Here is a 13,773-nt window from a genome sequence, read left to right on the forward strand (position 1 = left end):
TGGTTTTTGGCTTGAGATGCATAGCAGGTATTTCGATATTCTGAAACACATGAGGAGTGTTTATAAATAGGAAGAAATTTAGTATCTTTAATTGAGATGTTAATTGTCTTACTCGTTATCAGTGTCTTGTTGCTCTTGTTTGTGCCCAATTTAAGCAAGCAAAAAGAGGCCGTTTCCAATACAGGAAAAGCTGCTGTTGTCAAGGTAGTTGAGAGTCAGGCAGAACTCTATGAGCTGTCTAATGCTGAGGAAGCGACTCTTTCAAAGCTAGTGGCTGAAGGCAGTATCAGTCAGGACCAAGTCAAGGCCTATCAGGATTATTATGCCAAAAATACGGATAAGACCCCAAGTGTCGCGCCTTAGTTGGCGGTCTGTCAAAGGCTTCACTTTGCTAGAAGGCTTATTGGTCTTGACCTTGGTGACGGGCCTGCTGATCAGCCTTTCTGGCCAGGTCAAGCCCATCTTTTCCCAGGTCCGTCAGGAACTCTTTTTCCTGGAGTTTGAACACCTTTACAAGGAAAGCCAACGGCTCAGCCAAGCCAAGGGGCAAAAATTAAGTCTAACCATTGACCATGATACCATCAGCAATGGTGTACAGGAAGTTGGCCTGCCACCAGATCTTCAAGTGTCACCGCAGGTAATTGAATTTGATCGGGACGGGGGCAATCATTCCTTGAGCAAGGTGGTTTTTCAAGCTGATCAGAAGACGGTCAGCTATCAATTGTATTTAGGGAGTGGGAAATATAAAAAGACGAGAGATTAAGGCTTATATCCTCTTAGAATCGTTAATCACAACAGGTTTGCTGGTATTTTTGGTCAGCCTGGTTCTGGGAGGGATTTCAACTAGCCGAAGATATTATCAAGAAGCCCTTGAGCGGGAGGAAGTCCACCAACTGGCCAAAATGGCCCTACAGCTAGGGCAATCTCATCTGACAGGGAATGGTCAGGAAATTCAGGTATCTAAGACAGAAACAGGTTTACAGATTTATGCGAAAGGAGAAGAAATCCTTGCTATTTCTCAAAAATAAGTTGCCGGCTTTTACCCTCTTAGAGGCCCTGGTGGCCCTGCTGGTGATTGCCAGCAGCCTCCTAGTTGTTGAAGGATTGAGTAAAAACCTGGCCTACGATATTGGCTATCATAGTCGTGATACGAGAAAGGACTGGCTGGTATTTTCGGATCAGCTACAGCGAGAACTGGATCAGAGCCGCTTGGTCAAGGTGGAGAACAATCGTCTCTATGTCATGAAATTCGGCCAGGAGCTGGCTTTTGGACAATCAAAGAAAGACGACTTCAGAAAAACCAACTGGTCCCTGCAGGGCTATCAGCCTATGCTTCAGGGGTTGAAGGATTCTCAGATCAGTCAATCTGGGGAAATCATTGAACTCCGTGTCCAATTTGACAATGACCTGGAAAGGACTTTTATCTATGCTTTTGACCAAGAAAATTAGGGGAGGGGTCATGTTATATGCCCTGCTTCTGTTTTCCCTATTTGGACTCTTGCTTCAATTCTACCTGAATCGGCAATTAGCAATGGCTCAGACCAATCAAGCCAGTCAGCAGTCTTTAACAGCTTACGCGCTAGCCATTTGGACCAAGGATAAGGTAGAGGAAACCTTGGTCTCCAAAGAACCTGAGCCGAAAGAAAAGGATGCTGATGATAAGGGCCAAGCGCCTGTCAAGGAGGCTGATAAACAAGAAGAGGCAGAACAAATCGGGGCGCCTGAAGATGAGAATGGAGGCTCGCTGGAAGCAGAAGAGGAAGAAGCGAGGTCACAAGTAGCCAAAGAAGGACTGACGGTCGAGACAGCAGAGAAGGTTAAGCAAGGTAAGACACAAGGGGAAATGGCGTTTGACCAGGGAAGGACGATTTATCAGCTAGACAAGGAGAAATTAACCATAAACGTCCAGCTAATAACAGGGTCTGACTTTCAGTACACCTTTTTTATCAATAGCCAAACCAAGTGATTTTTGATATGATAGAAGCATGAATTTTGAAAAGATTGAAGAAGCTTACGAGCTTTTATTGGAAAATGTACAGGTTTTGCAAAACCAGCTGATGACCAACAGTTACGATGCCCTGATCGAGCAAAACATGGCCTATGCCAAAGAGATGCTGCTGGAGCAGGAGGCCCTTGATGCCAACAATAAGAAACTGCGCCAGCTGCAACTGACTCAGGAAGAGTGGCGTAGGGTCTATCAGTTTTTATTGATCAAGCTTAATCAGACAGAACCCCTTCAATATAATCACCAGTTCACGCCAGATAGTATCGGTTTCCTGTTGGTCTTTATCTTGGACTGTCTCTTTGAACAGGATCAGTTGGAGGTGATTGAGATTGGTTCTGGGACAGGAAATCTTGCCTATACCCTGATCAATCACAGTTCCAAGAGCTTGGATTATCTGGGGATTGAGTTGGATGACCTCTTGATCGATCTATCTGCTAGCATGGCAGAAGTTATGGGAGTGGACCTTAGCCTGGTTCAAGGAGACGCCATTCGGCCCCAGCTCTTAAAAACCTCGGATGTGATTGTATCAGATCTTCCAATCGGCTACTATCCAGATGATGTGATCGCCAGTCGTTTTAGCCTGGCTGCGCCAGAGGGGCATACCTATGCCCACCATTTGCTCATGGCCCAAGGGATCAAGTATCTCAAGGAAGACGGCTACGGCATCTTTTTGGCGCCCAATGCCCTCTTAACCAGCCTGCAGAGCCACCTATTTAAAGAATGGTTGGCGACAGAAGCCCAGCTCCTAGCAGTTATCAGTTTGCCAGAGGCCTTTTTCGGGAAGAAAGAACTAGCCAAATCCCTCTTTATCCTGCAAAAGCAGGCGGGTAAAGCGCCAGAGACCTTTGTCTACGCCCTGCAGAGTTTGCAGGATCGAACGCTCTTGCAGAATTTCCTGACAGCCTTTAAAAAATGGAGCAGAGAAGGTGCAAACTAGCTAATTTTTTGATATAATAGGTGCAAACGTTTTAAATGAAGAAGGGGACTAAATTTTATGTCAAAAACAATTGCAATCAATGCTGGTTCGTCAAGTCTAAAATGGCAACTTTACCAAATGCCTGAAGAAACAGTATTGGCCAAGGGGATTGTAGAACGGATCGGTCTTGACGATGCGATTTCCACTGTCAAATTCGATGGCCGTGCTGAATCTCAAACACTGCCAATTAAGGACCACACGGTTGCTGTAAAACTGCTTTTGGATGATTTGAAACGCTTTGAAATCATTACAGATTTTTCTGAGATTACAGGGGTAGGACACCGTGTTGTTGCAGGTGGTGAGGTTTTCAAGAACTCTGTCTTGATTGATGATGCTGTTTTGGCAAAAATCGAAGAACTGTCTAGTCTAGCGCCCCTTCATAACCCAGCCAACGCAGCGGGTATCCGTGCCTTTAAGGAAATCCTCCCTGATATTGTCAGCGTGGCTGTTTTTGACACTGCCTTCCATACGACTCTTCCAGAGGTTGCCTACCGCTACCCACTGGCAGACAGATATTACACAGACTATCAAGTGCGCAAGTACGGTGCTCATGGCACCAGCCACTACTATGTGTCTCAAGAAGCAGCCAGAATTTTAGGCAAGCCAATTGAGGAGCTGAAGTTGATCACAGCCCATATCGGAAACGGGGTTTCCCTCTCTGCCATTGCAGGTGGCAAATCTGTTGACACCTCGATGGGCTTCACACCATTGGCGGGACCTATGATGGGAACGCGTTCTGGGGACATTGACCCAGCCATTATTCCATACTTAGTAGAGCATGTGCCTGGTCTGGAGGATGCAGCGGCTGTTGTCAACGTCTTGAACAAGGAATCAGGTATCCTAGGGGTATCTGGCTTGACCAATGACATGCGTGACTTGGAAGCAGCGGTGGAAAAGGGCGATAAAACTGCTCAATTGGCCTTTGACATGTTTGCAGACCGCTTGAAGAAATATATCGGCCAATACTTTGCTGTCTTGAATGGTGCGGATGCCCTCATCTTCACAGCTGGTATCGGTGAGAACGATGTCTTGCTCCGTGAAAAAATTGTCAGCGAACTGAGCTGGTTTGGCATGGATATTGATCCAGCTAAGAATGTCTTTGGTAACAGCGGGATTATTTCCACAGAGGACGCTAAGGTTAAGGTTATCGTAGTGCCAACTGATGAAGAATTGGTCATCGCGCGTGATGTTGAAGCGCTCAAGGCTTAATGGGGCTTAATCAAAAGGAAAAGGGAACTCTAACCCTAAGGGAAGGGTTCTTTTTTCTAGTCTTTGTTAAGCTTACGAAGTTTTTAAGCACACCGTAGGCATAAAGAAAAAGCAGGCAACTTTTTCTAGCTGCATGGATTTATCTAGAAGTTTTCTTGAAAATATTTCGCTAATAGGTACTAGTTTGTTCATTGAACAGAAATTATGTGACAAATGTCATCTAAACATTCGCTACCTCTCTGAAAAAATTTCTGAATTCAGGTGTTTAGTCTGGTCTTTCAGGCGAAACTATTTTGATGATAATAGCTAAATTTAGGTTATTGTCCTCTTTTTGTAGAGGCAATAGTTTGAAAAAACTCACTGGCGTGACAGACCTCTACATATTTAGAAGGTCTTTCTTTTTGGTTTGAAATAGTGTATAATTTAACAACGATTTGTGAAATAGATAGTCAAGTGAGGGCGTTATGGAAAAGGTCAAAAAACAAGCCTATAATCTAGGGATGGCGATTGCCATGATTATCGGTGTGGTTATTGGTTCGGGGATTTACTTCAAGGCGGATGATATTCTGAAGTTCACGGGAGGCCATGTCGGTCTGGGAATCTTGGTTCTCGTCTTAGGTTCCTTGTCGGTGACATTTGGGAGTTTATCGCTGTCTGAATTGGCCCAGCGCAATAGTGGCAGTGGGGGCTTGTCCAGTTACTTTGAAGTCTATGTCAATCCTGGCCTAGCGGCGGCTCTTGGTTTTTTCACGGCCTATCTTTACTTTCCGACGGTCATAGCCATTGTGGCATGGGTGGCTGGGATTTATACCTGTTTATTTTTAGGGATCGATGCCTCCTTAGAAGAGCAAGTGCTTTTGGGAGCTCTTTATGTTACTTGCTTTGGGGCTTTGAATATCTACTCCAGATATTTAGGAGGCTATTTTCAGACCCTATCAACCATGATCAAGGTCATTCCCCTGCTTCTTATCGGTTTTTTAGGGCTCTTTAATCAGGCCCCTCTTCCAGCTCTTCCGGCCACGGTAATCCTAATTGAGCCACATCCTGTCGGTCTAGGCTGGATGGCAGGGCTTGTCCCTTTGGCCTTTGCCTTTGAAGGTTGGACGGCTGTCGCCAATATTGCCCCAGAAATAAAAAATCCTAAGAAAAATCTGGCACGCGCCTTTATCATCGGTCCTATGACTATCCTGGGCGTCTATCTTCTTTTTTTCTATGGGATGAATAAGATTTTAGGTCCAACTTTTATTATGTCTACTGGCGATGAGGCAATCACTTATGCAGGGAGTCAGCTCTTTGGAGCAGGGATTGGCAAGCTCCTGCTGTTTGTGGTCTTGCTGTCGGTCCTGGGTGTGGTCAACGGCCTGATTTTGGCAACCATGCGCTTGCCACAGGCTTTTGCTGAGAAAGGCTGGATAGAGTCGCCTGCCATGGCTAAGCTCAATCTCAAGTATCAGCTCTCTATTCCTGCTGCGCTGTCTGTCATCGGGGTAACCCTACTCTACCTTCTGATCCACTACCTGGTCCAGAAATGGAACCTACTACCAGGAAGTGACATCAGTGAAATCACTCTGGTTTTCAACAATGTCAGCCTGAACCTCCTTCATCTGGCGGTCCTAAAGCTCTATTTAAAAGGGATTACTACCAATAAACTGACAGGGTTAGTGGCGCCTGTGCTGGCTATGGTGGGCTCCATGATGATTTTGATCGGTAGCCTGACCCACCATTTAGTAAGAGTGGCAGCGTTCCAAATCTTTTGCCTGCTCTTTTGTAGCCTGGGCTACTGGCTTTACCGTAAATCCAACTTGAACTAAGACTCTTTGAACACCGAAGATATCCCTTGTCAACTTGCTTCGATGAACTCCAGTTCTATCATTAGCTTGGTTTTCTAGGTTAGATTGATTTTCTTTGAGCATGAAATAGAAAAACCACCTCTTCTGACAATGCTTGGAAGGGGTGGTTGCTCTTTGAGGTCATCAGTAGAGATGGTATAGGGGGATTGGGCAATGATGGCCTTAATAATGCAGGCTCCCTGCGACCCAGCCGGTACAAAGGGCGCTGGTGATGTTAAAGCCACCGGTATGGGCGTTGATATCCAAAACTTCACCTGCAAAGAAGAGGCCAGGAACTTTCTTGCTTTCAAGGGTTTTAGGATTGATTTCGCTGAGGTCGACACCTCCCTTGGTCACAAAGGATTTGGCTAGAGACATTTTGCCAGTGACAGCGATAGGCAGGGCCTTGAGGGAGGATAGCAGGGCCTCTTTTTGTTGATGGGTCAACTGCTTAGCCTTTTCCGGAAAATCCTGGCAATAAAACTCAGCCAAGCGTTCAGGAAGTAGCTGTTTGAGGCTATTTTTAAGCGATTTTTCCCTGTTTTTTTCGAGAAAATCTGCCAAGTCCTCCATTGATTGTTGAGGCAGGACATCAAGGAAGATGGTTTCGCCGCCAGAGACAAAGCTGGATATGCGCTGGGCAGCGGGACCTGATAGGCCAAAATGGGTAAAGAGCAGGTCGTGGGTGATGACGTGCTTGCCATAGCTCAAGGTCACATCGTCAAGGGAGATCCCCTGGAGCAATTTATGGGGGAAATCCGTCATCAAAGGGCTCTCAGCAGCCTCCATAGGGGTGACATTGAGCTTAAAATGGCGGGCTATATCATGGCCAAATCCTGTCGAACCAGTGGACGGGTAGGATTTTCCGCCTGTGGTCACGATGAGGCGGTGGCTCTGAAAGACTTCATCTTTGGACTTGATCAGGAAGAGGTCATCCGTCTTTTTGACAGAGACCACTTCTGTCTGGGTTCTGATGGTGACGCCGAGGGTGGACATCTCGTCGACCAGGCATTGGATAATGGTCTGGGACTTATTGGTAACAGGGAACATTCGGCCGTGGTCCTCTTCTTTCAGTTTGACCTGTCGATCCTCAAAGAAACGGATAATGTCTTGGTTATCAAATTGCGAAAAAACACTGTAGAGAAAGCGGCCGTTGCCAGGGATACCCGCCAGGATATCTTCCAGGCTTCCGCAGTTGGTCACATTGCAGCGACCGCCGCCTGTGCCGGCGAGCTTCTTCCCCAGTTTTCGGTTCTTGTCTAGGAGCAGGGTCTTTTGCCCAAAGGTGGCAGAGCTGATGGCTCCCATCATACCTGCAGGGCCACCGCCAATAATAATCGTATCGTAAATCATCATGATTTTATTCTAGCATAAAGCCTTGGAAAATTTGACAGAAAAGCTTTGGTATGATAAGATTTTAAGGGTATGGAGATTTCGGCAGATGGGAACCAATCGCCGAGCGCCACGAGTGAGAATGTGTAGAGAAATAGGGATAAAGATATGTCAGTAGAAAAAACGGTCAGTGAAATAGCTGATATCCTGGGGATCAGTCGCCAGGCCATCAACAATCGGGTCAAGTCTTTTCCAGAAGAATTTGTCGATAAAAACGACAAGGGAGTGACGGTGGTCAATCGTGCGGGCTTGATTGAATTAGAAAAAATCTACCAAAAAACGATTTTTGAAGATGAACCAATCAGCGAAGAAACCAAGCAGCGTGAGCTCATGGAGATTCTTGTTGATGAGAAGAATGCGGAGATTGTCCGTCTTTATGATCAGCTAAAGATCAAAGACGAGCAGATTGCAGCCAAGGACGAACAGATTCGGATCAAGGATATCCAGATTTCTGAGAAGGACAAGCAATTGGACCAGCAACAGCAGTTGACCTTGAAGGCTATGGCAGACAAGGAAACCTTGAAACTGGAGTTGGACCAGGCCAAGGCACAGGCTGAGGAAGTGCAGGTCAAAAAAGGCTTTTGGGCTAAGTTATTTGGAAAATAAGAGGATAGTTCGAGAGTTGGTGAAGCTTGTTTTGGGTTAACCAAGCCTGGGGCTTGTCAAATCCTATAAAGTGTGCTATACTGGTTTTATTAAAATGAGATAAAAGGAGGCGGAGAACAATCTTCGCCTTTCTTCTATGTTTGGTTGAGCGTGTGGGGAGACTTGCTTGCTCAATAGAAAACTCATCTTGAGGGAGTCAAGGTGTTAGGTTGTGGAAGGTTTTCCCAGCAGAGGCTTTTACTACTTGGGCTGGTTCCAGGTGCTTGGCTGGGCCTTTAGATGATAGCTTTAGTGGAAAAGGAGGATCGTATCATCGCACAAATAGATATTATTGAAGCAGTGGAAGCGGTAGTGGCACCAGCTATTCAGCCGCCTTATGAATTGGTGGACATCGAGTACACCAAGATGGGAGGAGACATGGTGCTCAGCATTTTGGTGGATCGGGAAGGGGGGATTTCCCTCAATGAAACAGCGGAAATCTCGGAGTTGATCAGTCCCTTGCTGGATACGATTCAGCCGGACCCTTTTCCAGCCCAGTATATGCTAGAGGTGACCAGCCCTGGTTTGGAGCGGCCCTTAAAAACAGCAGAAGCCCTTCAAGCAGCAGTCGGTAAGTATGTCAATATCAGCCTTTATAAGGCCATTGAAAAGGTCAAGGTGTTTGAAGGGGACTTGCTGGCCTTTGATGGGGAGACCTTGCGTTTGTCCTACAAGGACAAGACGCGCCAAAAAGAAGTCGACATTCCTTATGCTAGTGTGGCCAAGGCCCGTCTGGCTGTGACATTATAAGTAAAAGAAAGGAAGCTTTTGTAGCTTTACAAAAGAGTAAATCATGAGCAAAGAAATGCTAGAAGCCTTCCGTATTTTGGAAGAAGACAAAGGGATTAAAAAAGAAGACATCATCGATGCGGTTGTGGAATCGCTTCGCTCTGCTTACAAACGTCGCTATGGTCAGGCGGAATCAGTTGCCATTGAATTTGACGAGAAAAAAGGAGACTTTCATGTCTACACGGTTCGTGAGGTTGTGGATGAGGTCTTTGATAGCCGTCTCGAAATTTCTCTGAAAGATGCCTTGGCCATCAGTTCAGCCTATGAGCTTGGCGACAAGATCAAGTTTGAAGAATCGCCAGCAGAATTTGGCCGGGTGGCTGCCCAATCTGCCAAGCAGACCATCATGGAAAAGATGCGCAAGCAAACTCGTGCCATTACCTACAACACCTACAAAGAGCATGAAAATGAAATCATGTCAGGGACAGTGGAGCGGTTTGATAATAAGTTTATCTATGTTAACTTGGGAACGATTGAAGCGCAACTGTCTAGGCAGGACCAAATTCCTGGCGAAGTTTTCCAGTCGCATGACCGGATTGAAGTTTATGTCTACAAGGTGGAAGACAATGGCCGCGGGGTTAACGTTTTTGTAAGCCGCAGCCATCCTCAGATGATCAAACGCCTCATGGAGCAGGAAATTCCTGAAGTTTATGATGGCACAGTGGAAATCATGAGTGTTTCTCGTGAGGCAGGAGACCGTACTAAGGTTGCTGTTCGTAGCCACAACCCTAACGTGGATGCCATCGGGACGATCGTCGGCCGAGGTGGTGCCAACATCAAGAAGATCACCAGCAAATTCCATCCTGCCAAGTACGATGCCAAATTGGACCGCATGGTACCGACAGAGGAAAACATCGATGTCATCGAGTGGGTCGAAGACCCAGCCGAATTTATCTACAATGCCATTGCACCTGCTGAGGTGGATATGGTGCTCTTTGACCACGAAGACGCCAAACGGGCCACTGTTGTGGTGCCAGACAGCAAGTTGTCTCTGGCCATCGGGCGCCGTGGGCAAAACGTGCGCTTGGCAGCTCATTTGACCGGTTTCCGTATTGACATCAAGTCAGCCAGTGAGTACGAAGCCCAAGCAGATACTTATTTCCCAGAGGAGGCGGTAGCGCCTGCTGAGGAAATAGACGAAGTTGAAGCTTATGATGAGGCACAACTGGTGGATCTTGACGATGAGATGCTTGCTGCAGCCGCAGAATATGGTGTCACGACAGAGGACTAGGAGGTTAGCATGGCAAAAGCCCGCAAAATCCCATTGAGAAAATCCGTCGTTTCCAACGAAGTCATCGATAAAAGAGACTTGTTACGCATTGTTAGGAACAAGGACGGTGAAGTCTTTATCGATCCGACAGGCAAGGCCAATGGCCGTGGCGCCTATATCAAGTTGGACAATGAGGAAGCCATGTTGGCCAAGAAAAAGCAGGTCTTTAACAGAGCTTTTGGCCAAGAAGTTGACCAAGCCTTCTACGACGAATTGATCGCTTATGTTGACCATAAGGTGAAAAGAAGAGAGTTAGGCCTTGAATAATCAGCAAAAATGCTTAAATTTACTCGGCTTGGCCCAGCGCGCTGGAAAGGTCATTTCTGGTGAAGAGCTGGTAATCAAGAGTATTCAGACTGGTCAGGCACGCCTGGTTTTTCTGGCCAAGGATGCTGGCCCCAATTTGAGTAAAAAAATCAATGATAAAACAAGCTACTACCAAGTAGCCATCTCCACAGGGTTTTCAACCTTGGAAATGAGCACAGCCATCGGCAAGCCCCGCAAGGTCTTGGCGGTGACAGATGCTGGATTTGTAAAGAAGATGAGGTCTATGATGGAATAGAACAGGAGGACAAGGTATTGTCTAAGAAGAGATTAAATGAAATTGCCCGAGAACTAGGTGTGGCCAGTAAAGAGGTCGTTTCAAAAGCCCAGGAGCTTGGCTATGACGTCAAAAGTCATGCGTCAAGTGTGGAGCCAGAAGCCGCTGCAAGAATTGCAGCAGGTTTTACTGGAGTAAATCAAGAGACTAAAGCCCCAGCTAAGGCGGTAGCGGAAAAAAAACCGACTGCGCCAAAAGCAGAGCCAGTAGCAAAAGAGGCGGCACCAGCGCCGAAGCCTGTTGAGAAAGCGGCAGAGGCTAAGATTCCTCAGGAGCAGGCGCCTGCCAAGCAAGTACAAACGAGCACGCCAGAGCCTAAGCCAGCTCCAGCCGTGGCCCGTCCGCAAAGCCGTAATTTCAAGGCAGAGCGCGAAGCCAAGGCCAAGGCCCAAGCCCAAAACCGCCAAGGGCAACGGCCGGATAACCGCAACAGGGAGCAGGCAAAAGACCGCAATAATCAACAGCGTGACAACCGACGCTTTAACGACCGTCGCCAGGATAAGTTTTCTAATCAGGCTGGGTCAGGGCAAAACCGTCGCCAGGACCAAGGACGAGGACAGGCAGACCGCCGTCAAGATCGCCGTCCGACTCAGGTGACTCAGTCAGCACCGCGGATTGACTTCAAGGCGAGAGCAGCGGCCTTGAAGGCAGAGCAAAACGCAGCCTACGCGGCTAGCAGTGAAGAGCGTTTCAAGCAAGAACAAGCTGCGAAAGTGGCCCAACAACGTGCTCAGGCTGAAGCCCAAGAGCGGAAAAAAGCCCAATTGGAAGAAGCGGCAAGGGTTGAGCCAGTGGTAGAGGTGGCGTCAACACCAGCTCCAGCACCCGTCGTTGATAAGCCTGTTGACAACCGCCGCAAAAAGCAAGGTAAGACAGATAAGACACGGGACGATTATCGAGATAATGAAGACGGCCCACGCCATAAACAAACTAATAAGAATCGAAGCAATCAACAAGTGAGAAATCAAAGAACGTCCAACTGGAATAATACGAAGAAAAATAAAAAAGGTGGCAAGAATCAGGTTCAAAAACCTGTTACAGAACGCAAGTTCCACGAATTGCCGACCGAATTTGAATACACAGCTGGCATGACCGTGGCAGAAATTGCTAAACGGATCAAACGCGAGCCTGCTGAGATTGTCAAGAAACTCTTTATGATGGGAGTGATGGCAACACAGAACCAATCGCTTGATGGAGACACGATTGAACTCCTCATGGTAGATTACGGGATCGAAGCCAAGGAAAAAGTACAGGTCGATGAGGCAGATATCGAGCGCTTCTTTGTTGAAGACGGTTACCTCAATGAGGATGAATTGACCGAGCGTCCGCCGGTTGTGACCATCATGGGACACGTTGACCACGGGAAAACAACCCTCCTTGATACCCTGCGTAATTCACGGGTGGCGACAGGTGAGGCTGGGGGGATTACCCAGCATATTGGTGCCTACCAGATCGAAGAAAATGGCAAGAAAATTACCTTCCTCGATACGCCAGGTCACGCAGCCTTTACGTCTATGCGGGCGCGCGGTGCTTCTGTAACGGACATCACGATCTTGGTCGTTGCAGCAGATGACGGGGTAATGCCTCAGACTATCGAGGCCATCAACCATGCCAAGGCCGCTGATGTGCCGATTGTCGTAGCTATCAACAAGATCGATAAGCCAGGGGCTAACCCAGAACGTGTGATTGGAGAATTGGCAGAGCACAATGTCATCTCTACAGCTTGGGGTGGCGACTGCGAATTTGTAGAAATTTCAGCCAAGTTCAACCAGAATATCGATGAACTCTTGGAGACGGTTCTTCTTGTGGCAGAGTTGCAAGAGTTGAAGGCAGACCCGACAGTCCGTGCCATTGGTACTGTTATTGAGGCCCGTCTGGATAAAGGAAAAGGGGCGGTTGCGACCCTCTTGGTACAGCAAGGAACCCTCAATGTCCAAGACCCAATCGTTGTCGGCAATACCTTTGGACGGGTCCGTGCCATGACCAATGATCTCGGCCGTCGCGTCAAGGCGGCTGGTCCGTCAACGCCTGTATCGATCACTGGTTTGAACGAAGCGCCGATGGCAGGGGATCATTTCGCGGTTTATGCGGATGAAAAAGCTGCGCGTGCAGCAGGGGAAGAGCGTGCTAAGCGTGCTCTTCTCAAGCAGCGTCAAGCCAATAACCGTGTCAGCCTGGACAACCTCTTTGACACCCTTAAAGCTGGTGAAGTCAAGTCTGTCAATGTCATCATCAAGGCGGACGTGCAAGGTTCTGCAGAAGCCTTGGCTAGCTCTCTACAAAAGATTGACGTTGAAGGCGTGAAAGTGACCATCGTTCACTCAGCTGTCGGTGCCATCAACGAGTCCGATGTGACCCTGGCCCAAGCCTCAAATGCCTTTATCGTCGGCTTCAACGTTCGTCCGACGCCAATGGCGCGTCAGCAGGCAGAAGCAGACGAAGTGGATATCCGCCTCCACAGCATTATCTACAAGGTGATCGAAGAAGTGGAAGACGCTATGAAGGGCTTGCTTGATCCAGAATTCCAAGAAAAAGTGATCGGTGAAGCAGTTATCCGTGAGACCTTTACGGTTTCTAAAGTCGGCACCATCGGTGGTTTTATGGTCTTATCTGGTAAGGTGACCCGTGACTCTAAGGTCCGTGTTATCCGTGATGGCATTGTCATCCACGACGGCGCCCTAATCAGTCTCAAGCACTACAAGGATGATGTCAAGGAAGTGACCAATGGCCGTGAGGGTGGTCTCATGATTGAAAAATTCAATGACCTCAAGATGGACGATACCATCGAAGCTTATATTATGGAAGAGATTAAGCGCTGATCTGAAAAATTGAAACAATAAGAATGATGGGGAGTGGGACAGAAATCGGTCATTCGTCAGAATTCGATTTCTCCTCACCTCCTAATTTTTAGGGTTCGGACTAAAACGGTCTCTTCCCAGACTGTTTTGCTCCTACCTCCGCACAGCTGAGTAGGGCTGTACTGATGAAATCAGCGAATGAGAACCCACTCAACCACTGCGCCCTGCTCAACAAATCAAAGATAATTGAGAGGCAAGG

At 47.5% G+C, this 13,773-nt stretch carries 15 protein-coding genes; 14 read left to right on the forward strand and 1 reads right to left on the reverse strand.

Annotated elements, in window-relative coordinates; all coding sequences use genetic code 11:
• Positions 1 to 96 precede the first annotated feature (96 nt).
• The 8 genes from comGC to ABID29_RS04930 all read left to right on the forward strand — a co-directional run bounded on the left by comGC (position 97) and on the right by ABID29_RS04930 (position 6,001).
• A complete protein-coding gene (gene comGC, locus ABID29_RS04895; protein WP_354364814.1) occupies positions 97 to 363 on the forward strand; it encodes a competence type IV pilus major pilin ComGC in 267 nt (88 codons plus the stop codon).
• Positions 350 to 763, forward strand: a complete 414-nt coding sequence (gene comGD / locus ABID29_RS04900) for a competence type IV pilus minor pilin ComGD (RefSeq protein ID WP_354364815.1) — start codon at positions 350 to 352, stop codon at positions 761 to 763. Before comGC ends, comGD begins: the two co-directional genes overlap by 14 nt.
• Positions 735 to 1,028 (forward strand): competence type IV pilus minor pilin ComGE, encoded by a 294-nt coding sequence (comGE, locus tag ABID29_RS04905; protein WP_354364817.1) that lies wholly within the window; start codon positions 735 to 737, stop codon positions 1,026 to 1,028. The genes comGD and comGE overlap by 29 nt, the downstream gene beginning before the upstream one ends.
• The gene (gene comGF, locus ABID29_RS04910) at positions 988 to 1,449 is read left to right on the forward strand and encodes a competence type IV pilus minor pilin ComGF (protein ID WP_354364819.1); all 462 of its coding nucleotides are present in this window, start codon (positions 988 to 990) and stop codon (positions 1,447 to 1,449) included. The genes comGE and comGF overlap by 41 nt, the downstream gene beginning before the upstream one ends.
• 10 nt (positions 1,450 to 1,459) lie before the next feature.
• Positions 1,460 to 1,966 carry a competence type IV pilus minor pilin ComGG gene (gene comGG, locus ABID29_RS04915; protein WP_354364821.1) on the forward strand — a complete coding sequence of 169 codons (507 nt, stop codon included), beginning with the start codon at positions 1,460 to 1,462 and terminating at the stop codon, positions 1,964 to 1,966.
• A 19-nt stretch (positions 1,967 to 1,985) separates the two neighbouring features.
• Positions 1,986 to 2,942: a class I SAM-dependent methyltransferase gene (locus ABID29_RS04920; protein ID WP_354364823.1), complete on the forward strand. Its 957-nt coding sequence runs from the start codon at positions 1,986 to 1,988 to the stop codon at positions 2,940 to 2,942.
• 57 nt (positions 2,943 to 2,999) lie between these two features.
• Positions 3,000 to 4,190, forward strand: coding sequence for an acetate kinase (locus ABID29_RS04925; protein WP_354364825.1), 1,191 nt, complete (start codon positions 3,000 to 3,002; stop codon positions 4,188 to 4,190).
• 464 nt (positions 4,191 to 4,654) lie between these two features.
• Positions 4,655 to 6,001 (forward strand): APC family permease, encoded by a 1,347-nt coding sequence (locus ABID29_RS04930; RefSeq protein ID WP_354364826.1) that lies wholly within the window; start codon positions 4,655 to 4,657, stop codon positions 5,999 to 6,001.
• A 201-nt stretch (positions 6,002 to 6,202) separates the two neighbouring features.
• Here ABID29_RS04930 and ABID29_RS04935 read toward each other — a convergent pair whose 3' ends face one another.
• Positions 6,203 to 7,375 carry a BaiN/RdsA family NAD(P)/FAD-dependent oxidoreductase gene (locus ABID29_RS04935; protein ID WP_354364827.1) on the reverse strand — a complete coding sequence of 391 codons (1,173 nt, stop codon included), beginning with the start codon at positions 7,373 to 7,375 and terminating at the stop codon, positions 6,203 to 6,205.
• Positions 7,376 to 7,519: 144 nt separating this feature from the next.
• Here ABID29_RS04935 and ABID29_RS04940 point away from each other — a divergent pair, with 144 nt between their 5' ends.
• From ABID29_RS04940 to infB, 6 genes are all read left to right on the forward strand, one after another.
• Positions 7,520 to 8,017: a DUF536 domain-containing protein gene (locus ABID29_RS04940; protein WP_354364828.1), complete on the forward strand. Its 498-nt coding sequence runs from the start codon at positions 7,520 to 7,522 to the stop codon at positions 8,015 to 8,017.
• 279 nt (positions 8,018 to 8,296) lie between these two features.
• Positions 8,297 to 8,806 (forward strand): ribosome maturation factor RimP, encoded by a 510-nt coding sequence (gene rimP / locus ABID29_RS04945; RefSeq protein ID WP_354364829.1) that lies wholly within the window; start codon positions 8,297 to 8,299, stop codon positions 8,804 to 8,806.
• A 43-nt stretch (positions 8,807 to 8,849) separates the two neighbouring features.
• A complete protein-coding gene (nusA, locus tag ABID29_RS04950; protein WP_354364830.1) occupies positions 8,850 to 10,076 on the forward strand; it encodes a transcription termination factor NusA in 1,227 nt (408 codons plus the stop codon).
• A gap of 9 nt (positions 10,077 to 10,085) precedes the next feature.
• On the forward strand, positions 10,086 to 10,382 hold the full coding sequence (gene rnpM, locus ABID29_RS04955) for an RNase P modulator RnpM (protein ID WP_354364831.1): 297 nt from the start codon (positions 10,086 to 10,088) through the stop codon (positions 10,380 to 10,382).
• Positions 10,375 to 10,677 carry a YlxQ-related RNA-binding protein gene (locus tag ABID29_RS04960; protein WP_354364832.1) on the forward strand — a complete coding sequence of 101 codons (303 nt, stop codon included), beginning with the start codon at positions 10,375 to 10,377 and terminating at the stop codon, positions 10,675 to 10,677. Before rnpM ends, ABID29_RS04960 begins: the two co-directional genes overlap by 8 nt.
• Before the next feature lie 17 nt (positions 10,678 to 10,694).
• A complete protein-coding gene (gene infB, locus ABID29_RS04965) occupies positions 10,695 to 13,535 on the forward strand; it encodes a translation initiation factor IF-2 (protein ID WP_354364833.1) in 2,841 nt (946 codons plus the stop codon).
• Positions 13,536 to 13,773: the final 238 nt, after the last annotated feature.

Source organism: Streptococcus rupicaprae (genome assembly GCF_040545225.1).
In the GTDB taxonomy this organism is placed as follows: domain Bacteria; phylum Bacillota; class Bacilli; order Lactobacillales; family Streptococcaceae; genus Streptococcus; species Streptococcus rupicaprae.